This is a genomic window from Pseudolysinimonas sp., assembly GCF_057350545.1.
The window spans coordinates 14,234-30,074 of sequence record NZ_JBMRCP010000059.1; the positions used below are offsets into that span (position 1 = coordinate 14,234).

At 64.9% G+C, this 15,841-nt stretch carries 12 protein-coding genes; 11 read left to right on the plus strand and 1 reads right to left on the minus strand.

The genetic code is table 11. The features are described 5' to 3' along the window. The first annotated feature begins 5 nt into the window (after window positions 1–5). The 8 genes from ACO1X9_RS08370 to ACO1X9_RS08405 all read left to right on the plus strand — a co-directional run bounded on the left by ACO1X9_RS08370 (window position 6) and on the right by ACO1X9_RS08405 (window position 12,284). Window positions 6–1,082 (plus strand): enolase C-terminal domain-like protein, encoded by a 1,077-nt coding sequence (locus ACO1X9_RS08370; RefSeq protein WP_486350366.1) that lies wholly within the window; start codon window positions 6–8, stop codon window positions 1,080–1,082. Then, on the plus strand, window positions 1,082–2,338 hold the full coding sequence (locus ACO1X9_RS08375; protein WP_486350367.1) for an alpha-L-fucosidase: 1,257 nt from the start codon (window positions 1,082–1,084) through the stop codon (window positions 2,336–2,338). The genes ACO1X9_RS08370 and ACO1X9_RS08375 overlap by 1 nt, the downstream gene beginning before the upstream one ends. Further along, window positions 2,335–4,110, plus strand: coding sequence for a glycoside hydrolase family 36 protein (locus ACO1X9_RS08380; RefSeq protein WP_486350368.1), 1,776 nt, complete (start codon window positions 2,335–2,337; stop codon window positions 4,108–4,110). Before ACO1X9_RS08375 ends, ACO1X9_RS08380 begins: the two co-directional genes overlap by 4 nt. A 2-nt stretch (window positions 4,111–4,112) precedes the next feature. Continuing rightward, window positions 4,113–4,466, plus strand: a complete 354-nt coding sequence (locus ACO1X9_RS08385; RefSeq protein WP_486350369.1) for an L-rhamnose mutarotase — start codon at window positions 4,113–4,115, stop codon at window positions 4,464–4,466. A 259-nt stretch (window positions 4,467–4,725) separates the two neighbouring features. Next, on the plus strand, window positions 4,726–10,230 hold the full coding sequence (locus ACO1X9_RS08390; protein ID WP_486350370.1) for a discoidin domain-containing protein: 5,505 nt from the start codon (window positions 4,726–4,728) through the stop codon (window positions 10,228–10,230). 125 nt (window positions 10,231–10,355) lie between these two features. Further along, window positions 10,356–10,529: a hypothetical protein gene (locus ACO1X9_RS08395; RefSeq protein WP_486350371.1), complete on the plus strand. Its 174-nt coding sequence runs from the start codon at window positions 10,356–10,358 to the stop codon at window positions 10,527–10,529. A gap of 269 nt (window positions 10,530–10,798) precedes the next feature. Then, a complete protein-coding gene (locus ACO1X9_RS08400; RefSeq protein WP_486350372.1) occupies window positions 10,799–11,065 on the plus strand; it encodes a hypothetical protein in 267 nt (88 codons plus the stop codon). Between the two features lie 139 nt (window positions 11,066–11,204). After that, complete coding sequence (locus ACO1X9_RS08405) at window positions 11,205–12,284, plus strand: Shedu immune nuclease family protein (RefSeq protein WP_486350373.1); 1,080 nt, start codon at window positions 11,205–11,207, stop codon at window positions 12,282–12,284. 4 nt (window positions 12,285–12,288) lie between these two features. On the opposite strand, the gene ACO1X9_RS08410 is transcribed toward ACO1X9_RS08405, so the two are convergent. After that, entirely contained in the window at window positions 12,289–13,464 is a 1,176-nt protein-coding gene (locus ACO1X9_RS08410; RefSeq protein WP_486350374.1) for a helix-turn-helix domain-containing protein, read from the minus strand. Window positions 13,465–13,672: 208 nt separating this feature from the next. On the opposite strand from ACO1X9_RS08410, the gene ACO1X9_RS08415 reads away from it, so the two are divergent. The 3 genes from ACO1X9_RS08415 (at window position 13,673) to ACO1X9_RS08425 (ending at window position 15,831) form a co-directional block, all read left to right on the plus strand. Further along, entirely contained in the window at window positions 13,673–14,107 is a 435-nt protein-coding gene (locus tag ACO1X9_RS08415; protein WP_486350375.1) for a DUF6153 family protein, read from the plus strand. Between the two features lie 86 nt (window positions 14,108–14,193). Further along, a complete protein-coding gene (locus tag ACO1X9_RS08420; protein WP_486350376.1) occupies window positions 14,194–14,811 on the plus strand; it encodes a DUF305 domain-containing protein in 618 nt (205 codons plus the stop codon). A 153-nt stretch (window positions 14,812–14,964) separates the two neighbouring features. Continuing rightward, window positions 14,965–15,831: a F510_1955 family glycosylhydrolase gene (locus tag ACO1X9_RS08425; RefSeq protein ID WP_486350377.1), complete on the plus strand. Its 867-nt coding sequence runs from the start codon at window positions 14,965–14,967 to the stop codon at window positions 15,829–15,831. The last annotated feature ends 10 nt before the right edge of the window (window positions 15,832–15,841 follow it).

The window sequence follows — 15,841 nt, forward strand, 5'->3', positions numbered from 1 at the left end:
CTGAAGTGCGCATCACTCATGTCGAGAGTGTCCCCGTCGAGATCCCCCCCGCCGATCCGCCGTTCGTGTGGCGCTCCGGTCTTCTGGGCAGCCCCCGCGGAGGCATGGGGTCGGTGCTGCGCATCATCACCGACGAGGGACTCGAGGGGCACGCCATCTCGGTGCGGCCCGGCACCGACGCGGCCCTGAAGCACTTCGTCGACACGGTGCTGCGCGATGAGCTCGTCGGAGGAGACCCGCTCGCCCGAGAGTTCTGGTGGCACCGACTGTGGGAGATCGACCGCACCGAGGAGCTGCCGAGCTACCTGGGCAGCCTCACCGACGTCGCCCTGTGGGACCTCGGGGGCAAGCACGCGGGTCTGCCGGCGTGGCAGCTGATGGGTGGGTTCCGCACCGAGCTCCCCGCGTATGCCTCCACCTCGACCTTCGGCTCCATCGAGGAGTACCTCGACGTCGCCGACCAGTGCCTCGAACTCGGATACTCGGCGATCAAGTTGCACGCGTGGGGCGACGCCCGCCGCGACGCCGAGCTCTCCCGTCGGCTACGCGAGCATGTCGGGCCCGACGTGCCGCTCATGTACGACGGGTCGGCCGCCTTCGACCTCCCCGACGCCGTGTACTTGGGGCGAGCGCTCGCCGAGGTCGACTACCTCTGGTACGAAGAGCCGATGCTCGAGTTCAGCGTGACGGCGTACAAGTGGCTCGCCGAGAAGGTCGACGTGCCGCTGCTCGTCGCCGAGACGTCGGACGGCGCCAACATGAACACGGCGGACTTCGTGGCGAGTGGGGCCGCCTCCATGGTGCGCATCGGCACAGAGCTGCGGGGTGGCTTCACGGGGGCCCTCAGGATCGCGCACCTCGCGGACTCGTTCCGGCTGCGCGCTGAAGTCCACGGTCCGACGCTCACGAGCCGCCACCTCTGCATGGCGGTCTCGAACACGAGCTACTACGAATCCCTCGTCACGTCGAACCCCGTCCGACGCGAGGCTGGCGTCGACGCAAAAGGGATGATCCAAGCACCGACCGGTGTGGGGGTCGGACTTCCCGCCGGAATCGACTACCCCGCGGAGGTTCTGGTCTGATGGCACGCACCGATTGGTTCGACGAGGCCAGATTCGGGATGTTCCTGCACTGGGGTCTGTATTCGATCCCGGCCCGCCACGAGTGGGTCAAGGAACGCGAGAAGCTCGACGACGCGCACTACGACCGGTATTTCCGGCACTTCGACCCGGATCTGTACGACCCCGCGGAGTGGGCTGCTCAGGCCAAAGCCGCGGGCATGAAGTACGTCGTCTTGACGACCAAGCACCACGACGGCTTCTGCCTGTGGCCGTCGGCGCTCACCGACTACTCGGTCGAGAACACGCCCTACGGCCAGGACCTCATCGGACCCTACGTCGACGCGCTGCGGGCGGAAGGACTCAAGGTCGGGTTCTATTACTCACTGATCGACTGGCACCACCCGGGCTTCACGATCGACGGGATCCATCCGCAAGCCGACGACGAGGACGCCAAGCGAGAGCCGCGCGACTGGCCGTCCTACGTCGAATACCTGCACGGCCAGGTTCGCGAGCTGCTCACCAGCTACGGCGAGATCGACTACCTGTTCTTCGACTTCTCGTACAACATCTTCCGGGTCTGGAACGGCAAAGGCCCCGACGACTGGCAATCCGAGCGTCTGCTCGCGATGGTGCGCGAACTCCAGCCGGACATCCTCGTCAACGAGCGACTCGGCATCCCGGGCGACTTCGTCACGCCGGAGCAGTTCGTGCCGTCGAACGGGCTTCGGTCGGGAGGCGAGCGCGTGCGGTGGCAGGGCTGCCACACGTTCAGCGGCAGCTGGGGGTATGACCGCGACAACTTCGACTGGAAGTCGTCGCACCTGCTCACGACGCTGCTGATCGACACGGTCTCGAAGGGCGGCAACCTGCTGCTCAATGTGGGGCCGAACGCCCGCGGCGAGTTCGAGCCCCGGGCGGTCGACCGCCTCTCAGCGATCGGGGCGTGGATGAGGTTGCACTCGCGTGCCATCTACGGTGCGGGCCCGAGCGAGTTGACCCCGCCTCCGGACAGTCGTTACACGCAGCGCGGAGATCGCCTGTACTTGCACATCCTCGAGTGGCCTCTCGGCAGAATCCACTTGCCCGACCTGGCAGGCAAGGTGGAGCACGCGCAGTTCCTGCACGACGGGTCCGAGGTGGTCATCGATCTCGTCAAGCCGACGTCGCTCGCGCATATGGATGATGCGTCGCGCGATCCGGGCATGTTGACGCTGCTGCTGCCGACACACCGACCCGACGTCGAGGTGCCTGTGGTCGAGCTCTTCTTGCGCTCATGACGCTGCCGCTGACGATCCCAGACCTGGAGGTCTCAGGCGACGGGAACGGCTTCCGCTCGAGCTGGAGCCGCCGCGACCTCGGTAACGGCGTCGCCGAGTTCGACATCGTGATCGAGGCGGATGCCGTCGGGACCCCGCCGGTATTCACGATCGAGTGGCGCGTGCCCATGGTGGGCATCCATGCCCGATGGCATCCCGGAACGTACCTCGACAAGGGACTGCTGCCCGACTACGCGACCGGTTTCGTCGCCAACGCCACCGCGCTCGCACCCGTCGCCTCGCTCTACAGCCTCGACAATACGAACCGCCTGACGTTCGCCCTGTCGGACGCGCTCTCGACGAGCGTCGTGCGAACCGGCGTGAACGAGAACACGGCGACGATGGTGTGCGGCATCGACCTGTTCACCGAGCCTCGCGACCCGTTCGATCGGTACACGGCGACTCTGCGCGTCGACGCGCGGCCTCACACGTACGCTCAGGCGCTCGCGGGCATCGCCCGCTGGTGGGCGGAACTCCCCGGGATGACGCCGAGCGAGGTTCCCGAGCGTGCCCGCGAGCCGCTCTACTCCACCTGGTACTCGTACCACCAAGACCTCACGGCCGACGACATCGAACGGGAGTGCCGCGCTGCGCTCGAACTCGGGTTCCGCGGGGTGATCGTCGACGACGGCTGGCAGACGGATGGCGTCGGCACGGGGTACCTGTCGTGCGGCGACTGGGAACCCGCCGCGTCGAAGTTTCCCGACATGCGCGCCCATGTCGAGCGCGTTCAGTCCCTGGGGATGAGCTACCTGCTCTGGTTCGACGTGCCACACGTCGGTGAGAACACGCGAGCGTTCGAGCGGTTCAAGGATCACATGCTCGGGTACTGGCGAGCGGGGAACGCGTGGGTGCTCGATCCGCGCTTCCCCGAGGTGCGGGAGCACCTGGTCACGTTGTACGAGCGTTGCCTCCGGGAGTGGGGTCTCGACGGATTCAAGCTCGACTTCGTCGACAGCTTCCGTGCCCTCGGCCTCGAGAACGCGATGGTCGACCGCACGGACGGCGGTCGCGATCTAGCCTCCGTCGCGGTGGCGGTCGACACGCTCCTCTCCGACACCATCGCGCGGCTCCGGGCGATCGATCCCGACGTCATGATCGAGTTCCGCCAGTCGTACGTCGGCCCGTACATGCGCAAGTACGGCAACATGTTCCGCGCCGCCGACTGCCCGAACGATCCGCTGCGCAACCGGGTGAGCATCCTGGATGTTCGCGCCCTGGCCGGGACTTCGTCGGTGCACGCCGACATGCTCATGTGGCACGAGGCGGAGACGCCCGAGAACGTCGCGCTGCAGTTCGTCAACACACTGTTCGGCGTGCCGCAGGTCTCCGTCCGGCTCGACGACCTGTCCGACGATCACGTGCGGGTGGTGCGTCACTGGCTAGCGTTCGGTGCGCGCTACCGGGACGCGCTGTTGCGCGGTGAGCTGCGCGCGTCCAACCCCGAAGCGCACTACCCTCGCGTGTCCGCGCGCACCGACGACGCCGTCGTGAAGGTCCTCTACGACCTCCCGACATTCGAACTCGCCGACGACGAACCGCCGACGGCGGCGCTCGTGAACGGCTCGACGAACGGTCGGGCGATGCTCACTTTGGGTTCGAGTTGGTCGGGATCGACCGTGCAGATCCGGGATCCCCGGGGCGAGCTCGTGGAGCAGACGATCGCCGTCGCTGGCACTTCGAGTCTCGGAATCCCCGTCGGCGGCTACGCCGAGCTGACGCGGGGCGCCTGATCGTGCAGCGGCATCTCTTCCTCATCGGGGTGCGTCCGGAGGCACGTGACCGCTACCTCGAGTTGCATGCGGCTGTCTGGCCGGATGTCGAGGAACGACTCCGGCGATCGCACATCGAAAACTACTCGATCTTCATCTACGAAGACCTCCTGATCGGCTACTTCGAGTACCTCGGCGAGGACCTCGCGGCCGACATGGCGCGCGTCGCCGCCGACCCCGTCACACAGAAGTGGTGGGAACTCACCGACCCGTGTCAGTCGCCGCTTCCCGGCGTCGCGCGTGGCTGGGTGGAGGCCGCCGAGGTGTGGCACCTCGGCCCGCCCACTCCTCAACCGCCCTGCAGTGAGCGCGATTAGTCGAACTCATTCTCCATCGCGCCGACTTCGCTGCGGTAATTTCAGCTTCGATCGGCGATGAGTGGGACTGTTCAGAAGTGAATCTGTCCGCTATATTCTCGACAAGGGTCGCGCTGGGGCGCTGGCTGCCGGGGGACGTAGCGTCGCGTTGGGGGCGCTGCCTCCGGGGGACGTAGCACTGGGCCTCCGCGATTCGTGACCGACATCACAAGGGAGTGAAGTGTCTACTACGTCGTATCTTTCTGTTCGCAGGCCGACCGTGGTCTTGGCGACCGTGGTCGCCCTCATCGCGATGACCTTCTCGGTCGTCGTGGGGACCCCGCTCAGCGCGCGCGCCGACGATCCCAACGTCGCCCTCGGCAAGACCGCCTCGACCGACTCCGGATCGGGCACCGCCGAGTACGGCATCGACGACAGCATCTACACCGCGTGGCGGGCGGATGACGGGTCTCCCGGTCACTACTTCCAAGTAGACCTCGGCACCGCGCACACGCTCAGCGGCTCCGAGGTCGTGTGGGAGGCCCCCTACCTGATCAAGTACAAGATCGAGGTCTCGACCAACGGCACCACCTGGACGACCGCGGTCGACAAGACCAACAACTCCTCGAGCGACCAAGTACAGGCCGACACCTTCAGCCAGTCGGGTAAGCGCTACGTACGCATCACCATCACCGACCTTCCGGCCGGCACTCACGCGAGCATCAACGAGTTCCGCATCTTCGGGGTCGCGGGCGGCGGTGGCCCTTCGGCACCCAACTCCTTCACGCAGTCGTCGCCGGCATCCTCGGCGACCGGGGTCTCGACGACGCCCGCGCTGTCGTGGACCGCGGCGTCGGGCGCGACGAGCTACGCCGTCGTGGTCGCCACCAACAGCTCCTACTCGAGCCCCGTCGTGAACGCCACCGGCCTCACCGGCACCTCGTACACCGTGCCGTCGGCTCTCGCGAACAGCACGACCTACTACTGGAAGGTCACGGCGAGCAACAGCGGCGGGAGCACGGTCGCCACCAACGCCGGCATCACGTTCACGACCACGGGCGCCGCCCCGACGATTCCCGGCACGTTCACTCAGACGGCCCCTGCGGCGTCGGCCACGGGAATCTCCACGAACCCGACGCTGACCTGGGGCGCGGCCTCGGGAGCCAGCACGTACGCCGTCGTCGTCTCGACCAACTCGTCGTTCTCGAACCCGGTGGTCAACGTCACCGGTCTCACCGGCACGTCGTACGCGGTTCCGAGCGGTCTGGCGAACAACACCCAGTACTACTGGCGAGTGACGGCCACGAACGTCGCGGGCAACCGCACGGCCGGAAACTCCGGCATCTCGTTCACCACGGGCGCTGCGGCCCCGGGCGGCTTCACCCAGTCGTCGCCGGCCTCGGGCGCGTCCAACGTCTCCACCACTCCGACCCTCTCGTGGACGGCCTCGCCGGGGGCCTCGAGCTACACGGTCGTGGTGTCGACGAGCAGTTCCTTCGCGAGCCCGGTCGTCAACTCGTCGGGCATCACCGGAACGTCCTTCGCCGTCACCCCGCCTCTCGCCGCCGCCACGCAGTACTACTGGCGGGTCACGGCGGTGAACGGGGTGGGCTCGACGCAGGCCGCCAACGCCGGTGCGAGCTTCACCACGAGTGCAGGCTGCGTGGGCACCTGCACCGGTCTCACCTCCGGGGCCTACGTCGTCAACAACGCGAACGGGACGATCAGCAAGGTCGAGCAGGGCACGACCGTGGCGCAGTTCCTCGCCAACGTGAACGCTCCGTCGAACTCCACCGTGCAGGTCTTCAAGGACAACGGCTTCACCTCGCGCTCCGGTTCGGACCTCATCGAGACGAGCAACCTCGCGGTGGTCTCCGGTGCGGTGAGCAAGACGTACACGATCTCCGTCATCAAGACGACGCTGATCGGGACGATCGCCGACACGTTCGACAACGCCGCCGGCAACGACACCCTGGGCGGGTGGGGCCTGCCGTACGGGGGCTCCGTCGTCACGGTGAGCGGCTCCAACAAGGCGCTCAAGATCGTCAACTCGGGCGAGAACGCCTTCGAGCAGAGCCGCAACTTCGCGCCGGTCTCGGGCACCATCCGAGTGACCGAGCGAATGCTCTTCACCAACGTGTCGTCCCTCAAGTCGGCCCCGCGCATCTTCAGCAACGCCGACCTCATCGGTGAGCTCCGGTTGCAGAGCGGCCAGCTGCTCATCAACAACGGTGGAAGCTGGGCCGTCGTGGCCGGCGGCGGGGCGATCGCCCCCAACGTCTGGTACGACATCAACGTCGAGCTCGACACCGACACCGACACCTACAAGGCGTGGGTGGGAACGGCAGCGCCGAGCGGCTCGTACGCGCTCCTGACGCCGGCGTCGTCGGTCTCGGGTATCGCCTACGTCCTGCCGCAGAGCGACACGGGCGGCATCCAGATCGACTCACTCCGCGTCGACCGGGTCGACCAGGCCAACATCGCCGCTCCGCTCAGCAGCATCGCGCGCGCGTCGATCGCCAACGACTACTTCGTGGTGACCGACTCCAGCAATTCGGGTGGTGCGATCACGGTCTACACGAACACCTCCGTCAACGACCTCCTGTCGCGGGTCTCCGGGGTCAACGGGGGAGCGATCTCCGTACCGGGCAAGACCGGTGCGAGCATCCTCACCGGCAGCGACACGGTCGTCGTCACCTCGGCAGACGGGAGCACCACTCGCACCTACTCCGTCTCGGTGGCCGTGAACACGAACGCGAAGGTCTACTCGCTCTACGCGCCGGTCGTCGTCGACAACTTGGCCGGCACGGTCTCGGGAATCGAGCAGGACACCTCGGTGGATACCCTCCGCGGTCTCCTCGAGCCCGCGAAGAACGGGTCCTTCGTCATCAAGTCGCAGAGTGGAGCGACCAAGACGACCGGGATCATTCTCGCGACGGACACCTTGCTCGTGACGGCGGAGTCGTCCTCGGTCAGCCCGCGGACGTTCACCTTGTCGCTGCTTCCCGACACGATCGTCGCGCGGTACTACGTCGATCCGGTGGCGGGCAACGACGCCAACTCCGGCACCATCGGAAGTCCGTTCCGGACGCTCGCGCAGGCGAAGTCGGTCGTCAACTCGGTCAAGAACGGCATCAACGGGGACATCGGGGTCTACCTCCGAGGGGGCACGTACCAGTTGGCTGCCCCGTTCGTGCTCAACGGCTCTGACTCCGGCGTCAACGGACACAAGATCGTCTACAAGGCGTACCCGGGCGAGACCCCGAGCCTCTCCGGTGGGGAAGTCATCACCGGGTGGACCGTCGACAAGACAGTCGGGGGCAACACCGTCTACAAGGCGAACGCGCACTCGCTGACCTTCGGTCAGCTCTACGTGAACGACCGCCCCGCCACGCTCGCTCGATTCCCCAACGCGGGAACCGAGAACTCCGTGACGGGCTGGGACCTCAGCACGGGGTCGCCGAAGGTGGCGACCTCCGAGGTGCCCTCGTTCTCGAACCCGTCGAACAACCGGGCACGTATTCGGGTCCAGGCGCGGTGGATCGACATCGCCCTCCCGATCCAGTCCCTGACATCGGCCGGCGGCGTGACCACGGTCACTCCGACGAGCACGGCAAGTCAGCCGGCGGCGAACATGGCGCCCGGCACGCAGGGACCGGGTAACCCGTACCACTTCGACAACGCCTACGCGTTCTTGGATGTGCCGGGTGAGTGGTACCTCGACAAGTCGACCAACACGGTCTATTACGTCGCGGCTCCCGGCCAGTCGATGAGTTCGCTCAATGTCGTGGCGCCCAAGCTGGAGGAGATCGTCAAGTTCCAGGGCACGCTCAACAACCCCGTGCGCAACATCGAGTTCAACGGCGTCACGTTCGAGCACACCACGTGGTTGGCACCGCTGACCGATGGCTACATGTGGGGTTCGTGGTCGTCATTCCCGTCGTACACCGACACCACGGGCAACAAGCAGCCCGGGTGGACGACGGCGGTGGCTCACCGTCCGCTGGCGGCAGTCCTCATCGAGAAGGCTCAGAACATCTCGATCGTGAAGAGCACCGTGCGGAACACGGGAGGTGTCGGCATCTTCCTCCGGGAGTCGCAGAACAACTCGATCATCGGTAACGCGATCTACGACGTGGGCTACCACGGGATCCAGGCCGGCATGTTCCAGAACTTCGACTCCGACGTCTACCCGGGCGTCGACTACGAGAAGGGCACGCCGACCGACACGCGGTACATCCAAAAAGATGACGTGATCGCGAACAACTACATCTCGCGGGTCGGGACGAACTTCCTCGGCGGCATCGGGATCAAGCTGGGCTGGATCAGCAACACCGTGATCGAGCACAACGACATCTACAACGTGCCGTACTCGGGAATGATGCTCGGAAACGGCAAGCCGACGTTGGTCTCGCCGCTCGGTAACCTCCAGGTGCGCTTCAACAACGTGTCTCGGGCCAACACGCTCCTCTCCGATGGAGCAGCCATCTATGCCTACGCGAAGCACTCGCCGAGGACCGTCATCGAGGGCAACTTCCTCCACGACGGGTTCTACTCGCAGTACGAGGACAGCTCCAACGTGCTCGGCCTGTACTTCGACGACGGTGCCAACGGATTCACGGTGAAGAACAACCTGGTCACCAACATGGTGAGCGGCTTCATCAACGGTGGCGTGGACGAGCACATCGATCGTGGAGGGATCTTCACGGGCAACCAGCCGACGAACCCGGCCGACATCGCGAGCATCATCGCCAACGCCGGACAGGAGGTGCCGTACCGGTTCCAGCGTCTCGCGCCGACCGCGACGCACTTCCCCGGCACGGTGCGGCTCACGAGCGGGGACACGGGCGGCCTGAGGGTACGGTTCGAGTTCGCGCCCGGCTGGACGGTCTACTACACGACGAACGGTTCCACGCCCACGACGAGCAGTTCCGTCGCGAGTGGGTACGTGACCATTCCGACCGGCGGCACGACCCAGCTCCGGGTCGTCGCGATCAACAACTCCACGGGCGCGAGGTCCGAGGAGTTGGCCGGGACATACGTGATCGAAACCGTGCTGTACCAGTACTCGCTCGATGGCAACACCGCGACCGCACCCATGATCGAAGGCCACACCCGGTCGACGTTCGTGCAGCAGTCGAGCGGATGGCGCTGGAGCGGCTTCACCCCGAAGCCGGCCAACCCGGATGCGACCCCGCCGGCCGCCGGCGAGGAGTGGAAGGACGTCGACACGACGATGTACCTCGACCCGGGTGTGGGAGCGCACATCCAGTTCACCGGGCGCCCCACGGGCAGCGGAAGCACCTCTGGTGCCTACGCGTACTCGATCGTGTCGTCGACCGGATCGTCGACGACGGCGAACGGGTCGCTCAACGGGCTGCAGGCCGCGCGCGTCGAGGTCGGTTCGGACGGAGGGGCCTGGCCCTACCTTCCGGCCACGGCGAACATCGCCGGCCCGCCCTACCCGGCGGTGACGCGACTGCTCATGCGTGACGGCAATGGAACGTGGTTCCTGTCGACGGCAGCCACGGCACCGACGATCAACAAGGCGGGCAACTTCACCTTCGCTCCGTTGAACACCCTCGGCTGGCAGCAGTTGAACACCGCCAGCCAGGCAATCCTCAACAGCGCACCGAACCCCGATGCGCGGGTCGGAGCGATCTCGGTGAACTCCGCGCTCGTCAACCCCGATCTCTCGCAGATCACGGGAACGGGTCTCTACATCGATTCGGTGGCCAACGAAACCTCCTACCTGAGGTTCCGCGGCATGACGTTCCTCGGCTGACGCTGAAGGGCGCATCTCAGCCGAAAGACCGAACGGGGCGGCTCGCACGTGCGAGCCGCCCCGTTCGGCGTGTCACGCAGGGCGCGTTCACGCCCGCTCGGTGCGCTTGGCCATAAAGCCGCCAGTTGTGCGACCTCGTCGAGGTCGAGAGCGTCGAAGCGCGGGGCGAGGCGGGCGACGGCATCCCGTTCGAACGCCTCGTCCGAGGCGCGGGCGGCGGGCGCGAGGTGGGTGAGCCGCACTCGCGCGTCTCCTGCCGGGGTGGTGACCTGCACGAGATCCTGTCTCGGGATCACTGATTGTGCGACGTTAGGCCTCTGTCGGATGTACCGGGCCAATGATGCTGGTGCTTGCATTCTGAGTCGATCGGCTCATAGTGAGTCCTCCCCATGCCGAGACTCACCAACACTGCCTACCTTCATCATCGCCGGCGCCTCACCGAGCTCTGGGGACGGAGCGACGGCAACGACTTCGCAGTACTCCCGAGCACTGCCCAGCACGATCTTCACGATTACTTCGCGCCAACGGTCGGGATGTCTGATCGGGAGCGCTCGAGTACCGCGCCGCGATGGCGAAGAAGTTCACGTCGCTACCGAGCCAGGCCGGCCGTGCCTACGCAGCGCTCCTCTCCGACCAGCACGGATCACCCAACCGCATGATCCAAGACCACAAGGCGAAGCAAACGAGCCTCGTGTCGTTCGGCAAACACCATCGCTCGCTGCAGGTACTGCCTGTTTCGAGAGTCAAGCCGGATGCACAACTGATCGCGCGGATTCTCATGGAGCTGGCAAACGAGACGACAGGATCTGCCACGCTTGATTCCGGTAGTGCTTAGAGAAATTGAACATCAATCATATAATGGGGGCATAGGAGCGCACGCAACATGGCAGTTCACGAATTCACAGTAGAAACCGTCGGCCCGGACATCGCAACAGTCACACCTGACTTGGTAGTACAAGAGGATCGCACTGTAGATGAGACCCCTTACAAGGACCGTCTTCCGTGCGGAAGTCCGCTCGCAGGGCGTTCGTGGCTGGCTCATCCAACAGAAGCGCGGACGCAACGAGGCTTGGGAAGACACGAAGAAGATCGACTTCCGAAAGCTCAAGTCTGGCGAGGGTGCCAACATCGAGCTGAGTACCGAGGCGCTCTCCCGCGTCGTCGAGCAGTACGACATTCTCAAGAGCCACATCGAACAGCACGGTCTCAAGTTTGGGAAGCAGAGTTACGTCTCCGGCAAGAAGGACGAGATCCTCATCGTCAACTCGAAGTCGGTGGCGGCATCGATCTCGTCGATTCTTGAGAAACAGCCGGACGAAGAGTTCTGGGCCGATCTTGCGTCAAATCAACCACGCCTACTGCGGCGTCTCGCTGACGGTGCTCAGCACGAAGTCCGAAGACGACAACTTCGCGTCTTTGAGCTCTTCCTAGCTGAAGCGGCCAACCTTCAGAAGTACGCCACGGCCCAACAGCTGACAGACACCAAAGACGAGAAGGTCTGGCAGCGATTCTTCGAACGGAACCCGTGGATCTTCGGCTACGGGCTGGACTACCAGTACCTGAACATCCTGCAGCGAGAAGCCACCGTTGGCGGCCCGACGGTCGGAGGCACCGACCAAGAGATCATCGACTTCCTGATGGGTTCAACTGAGTACACGGTCTTGGTGGAGATCAAGACCGCTGAGACGCCGCTGATGTCTCAGATCAAGAACCGGTCGAACTCGTGGCGGCTATCTAGCGACCTCATTCATGCGCAATCTCAGATCCTCGAACAACGCGCGAGCTTCCAGGCCTACGCCGACGCGAACGCCGGGAACATGTTCACCAAGTCCGGCGCCCGCATCACTCAACGGACACTGAACCCAAAGGTCATTTTGATCATCGGCCACGCCAGTTCGCTCGATGAAGCCGACTCCGAAAAGGAGCGAGAGATCAAGAAGCGCACCTTCGAGCTTTACCGACGCGAGCTGCACAACATCACCGTGCTCACATACGACGAGCTCTACGACCGCGCACGCCACATTCTGGAAATCTCGAAGCCGGTTACCACCTAGGCCGTCACTGGATAGACGGACGCCGCCCTCTCGGCCGCATCGTTACACCTGCAGCGACTAGTGCCCGTTGAATCGGGCCATGTGTGATCCCGACTTCTTCCTCGAGCTGCGCAACGGTCTTGCCAGACTCGTACCCGCGCACCAGAACCGCGATCTGCTCTTGGGTGAGTGATCGCTGCCTCACGACGATGTTGTGCCTCCGGAGGAGCGCCAGGAGTGCTGACTTCGAAACCTTGAACTCATCCGCGAGAGCTTGAGCGGCCTCGCCGGCCTCGTAGCGCTGGATCAGGTCCGTACGTCGCTCTTTGCCCAGACGCTTGCCGATCTGATGCGCTTCGAAGGTCAGCGCGCCCCGAGATTCCGCGCCGGGCTGGGCCATCTCACGCAACTGACCAGTGGTGAAGGGCAGATCTGAATTTGTGGAACAGAGGTGGATAAGGTCAACCAAGAAATGATCGTTAGAACCTCGGACCTTGAAAGGTCCGGGGTTCTTTCGTTCCCAAGGGAACTCACCCCTGGGGCGCTCGACCGCCAGGAACGCGCCCAGACGCGTCAGTGAGGCGTCCTGGGCGACGTTCCGGCCCGTCTCCTTCGCACCTCTGGCGAGGGAAATCCCGACCTCTGTCGGACGATCAAGGTCGGAAGTTCTAACGTGCGTTGTTTGCACCCTCTTCCGATCGCGAGCGAGATCGAGTTCGAGACTCTCGGACAGAAGCCGCTGAGCCGGCTCGGTGAGATCGGAGCCGACGATCTCGTCGTCGAAGACATAAATCCGATCGAAGACGCTTTGGTTCAACTCCCGCCGCATCCCGTCGGGGGCGTTCTCGTAGTAGCGCATCGGACGCGCGAGCAGCGCGCAGAGGTAGTCCAACTTCTCGAGCACCAGCCCGCGGTCGGTGGTGTTGCGCGTGATGAGCGCTTCGGCTTCGGCCCGTGCGCTGCTGATCCTCGCCTGCTCGGACTTCAAGTGATCGAGCGTGATCGCATCGACGTAGAAGGCCTGCATCAGGCGTTCGCTCTGTTTGCTGAGGTCTGCCAGTGACCGCTTCGCCTCGGCCTCGGCACGGTCTTGATTCGGCAGCAACGTATCCATGTGTTCCAGCACCAGGCGGCGCACCGCGTCGAGCCGATCCGATGACAGCGTCACCGTCGACCAGTGCTGCTCGACCAGGTCCTCCACCATGTGCGCCTGAGTCGCCTTGAAGGTGCAGCCGTTCTTGAGGCGCTGACGGCAACTTCTCAGGAAGAGCGATAGCGCTGCGGGTTGACGGGCCCGGAGAGCGATCGTCGTTCGCCCCGGCCGGCATGTCTCCGTTGTCCTCCGGTGACACTCGCATCCAGGCGCAAGCACAGAGTGGGCGTCTAGCCTGGTAATGAGGGAGGTACCGATGCAGGCGTTGCGCGCACTGTTCACGACGCACTCGCGCGCCCGTCGTCGCCTCCTCGTTTCGCTCGGAGCGGCACTTCTCGTCATCGTGGGGCTTGTCGCGATGCACGGCTTCAATATCGACACGGGTCATGCGTCGACTGGCGGCGCGATGGCAACGTCTGCCAATGTTGCGGACCATCACCCGTCTGCACTCAGAGATACCGGTCCGGGGACAGCGGCCTGCGCCGACGATTGCGGTGATGCAGGCCACCTCGGGATGGCAATGGTGTGCGTCCTCGCGCTCCTCGCTGCCGTCTTCGCGCTCACCATCCCTCCCGCCGAGAGTCTCGCCAGGTTGCGAGACCGCCTGCAACAGCGGTTCGAATCGTGGGTCGGCTCTCGTGCTCCGCTTCGCCCACCGTCCCTCATCGCTCTTTCCATCAGTCGAACGTGATTCGCGGCGCCCGACGCCGCTCGCCTCTTGCGCGCGCTGAACGCCGCGCACCTAATCACGCACGACTAATGAAGGAAAGAATCACCATGAAGTTTCGTACCTATGCGCTCGCAACGAGCGCCGCTGCCCTCCTCCTTGTCCTCGCCGGCTGCTCGGGCATGAGCGGCGACATGGAAGGCATGGATCACGGCTCGGACGGCAACACCAGCGCGCCCACCGACTCAGTGAGTGCTGAGTTCAACAGCGCGGATGAGACGTTCGCGATGGAGATGATCGCTCACCATGAGCAAGCCATTGAGATGTCAGACATGCTGCTCGCGAAGGAGGGTGTTGACGCGCGCGTCGTTGAGCTCGCCGAGGCGATCAAGGCAGCGCAGGACCCCGAGATCGACCAGATGCTGGGATTCCTCGATGCCTGGGGTTTGGAGATGCCCGAAGACATGAACGGGATGGAGGGCATGGACCACAGCGGCGGCGGCATGATGTCCGACGACGACATGGCCGCGCTGGGGCAAGCCTCGGGACCGGAAGCCTCGTCGCTGTTCCTTGAGCAGATGATCCAGCACCACCAGGGCGCGATCGATATGGCGCAGCAGCAAATCGAGAATGGTCAGAACCCCCAGGCTCTCGAACTGGCGCAGAAGATCGTCGACGACCAGACGGCGGAGATCGCCGAGATGCAGGACCTGCTGGCCCAGTTGTAAGTCGAAAGGAGGGAGGCGGCACCGTCTGCCGCCTCCCTCCTTCGCTTGCTCATGAATGAATCGCGCCACGCGGCGCTCTTACTGCTCTGCGCTCTGCTCCTCGCCCTGGTGGCGATCGGAGCGCTACTTGCGATGCAATCGATTGGATGACTGATGACCCCCAGGACGTTGGTGCGAGGCATTGTGCTTCTCGGCGCCCTACTCGTGCTCGGCGGCTGTGCGGCGAGCCCGCCCGTAGCGCCCCCGACGGCCGCCGCTGAACATATCCATGAGCTGGCTTTCGATCCGGCGGACGATGCCGTCCTCGTTGCAACGCACGCCGGGATATTTCGACTCGACGTGCGGAGCGAGGCCGTCGAAGGTCCGGTTGGCGGACTGACGTTCGACGCGATGGGACTGACGGTGGCGGGTGGCACTGCCTATCTATCTGGCCACCCTGGTCCCGCGACCCCAGCCGAGTTCGCAGGACCAAACCTTGGGCTCCTAAAGAGCACGGACGGCGCACAGTCATGGAGTCAAGTCGCGCTCGCGGGCGAGGCAGACTTCCACTCGCTCGCCGTGAGCGCGGCGCGCCCGAGTCGCGTTTTCGGCCTCGCGGGGGAGATGTTGCACCGGTCCGATGATGGCGGTGCGACGTGGCAACAGGTCAGCACACTCCTGGCCCGGGATCTGCTCACTCCCGAGGGCAGCCCCGTGCTCTACGCGACGACAGCCGAAGGGCTCGTCGTCAGCAGCGACGATGGTGCCACCTTCGCCGCCGTCCTGGGTGCCCCACCTCTCTATCTCATCGCGGAGGGGGCCGTGCCTGATGGGCGGCTGGTGGGTGTCGATGTCTCCGGCATCATTTGGTACCAGGAAGAGCCGGGTGGATCGTGGCTCGAAGGCGGGTCAGTCGAAGGCGATCCGGCAGCGTTGATGGTGATGTCCGCGAGCGGTGACATCATCGTGGCGGATCAACGCGGGGTGGTCCTGAGCGTCGATATGGGCCAGTCGTGGTCGGTCCTATGGGCAGCACCGTGAGCGGTGGTTG

Coding starts and splice junctions, on each gene's coding strand:
- ACO1X9_RS08415 (WP_486350375.1), top strand. CDS start 13,673: ATGCAGGCGTTGCGCGCACTGTTCACGACGCACTCGCGCGCCCGTCGT.
- ACO1X9_RS08405 (WP_486350373.1), top strand. CDS start 11,205: ATGAGACCCCTTACAAGGACCGTCTTCCGTGCGGAAGTCCGCTCGCAG.
- ACO1X9_RS08400 (WP_486350372.1), top strand. CDS start 10,799: ATGGCGAAGAAGTTCACGTCGCTACCGAGCCAGGCCGGCCGTGCCTAC.
- ACO1X9_RS08380 (WP_486350368.1), top strand. CDS start 2,335: ATGACGCTGCCGCTGACGATCCCAGACCTGGAGGTCTCAGGCGACGGG.
- ACO1X9_RS08375 (WP_486350367.1), top strand. CDS start 1,082: ATGGCACGCACCGATTGGTTCGACGAGGCCAGATTCGGGATGTTCCTG.
- ACO1X9_RS08420 (WP_486350376.1), top strand. CDS start 14,194: ATGAAGTTTCGTACCTATGCGCTCGCAACGAGCGCCGCTGCCCTCCTC.
- ACO1X9_RS08425 (WP_486350377.1), top strand. CDS start 14,965: ATGACCCCCAGGACGTTGGTGCGAGGCATTGTGCTTCTCGGCGCCCTA.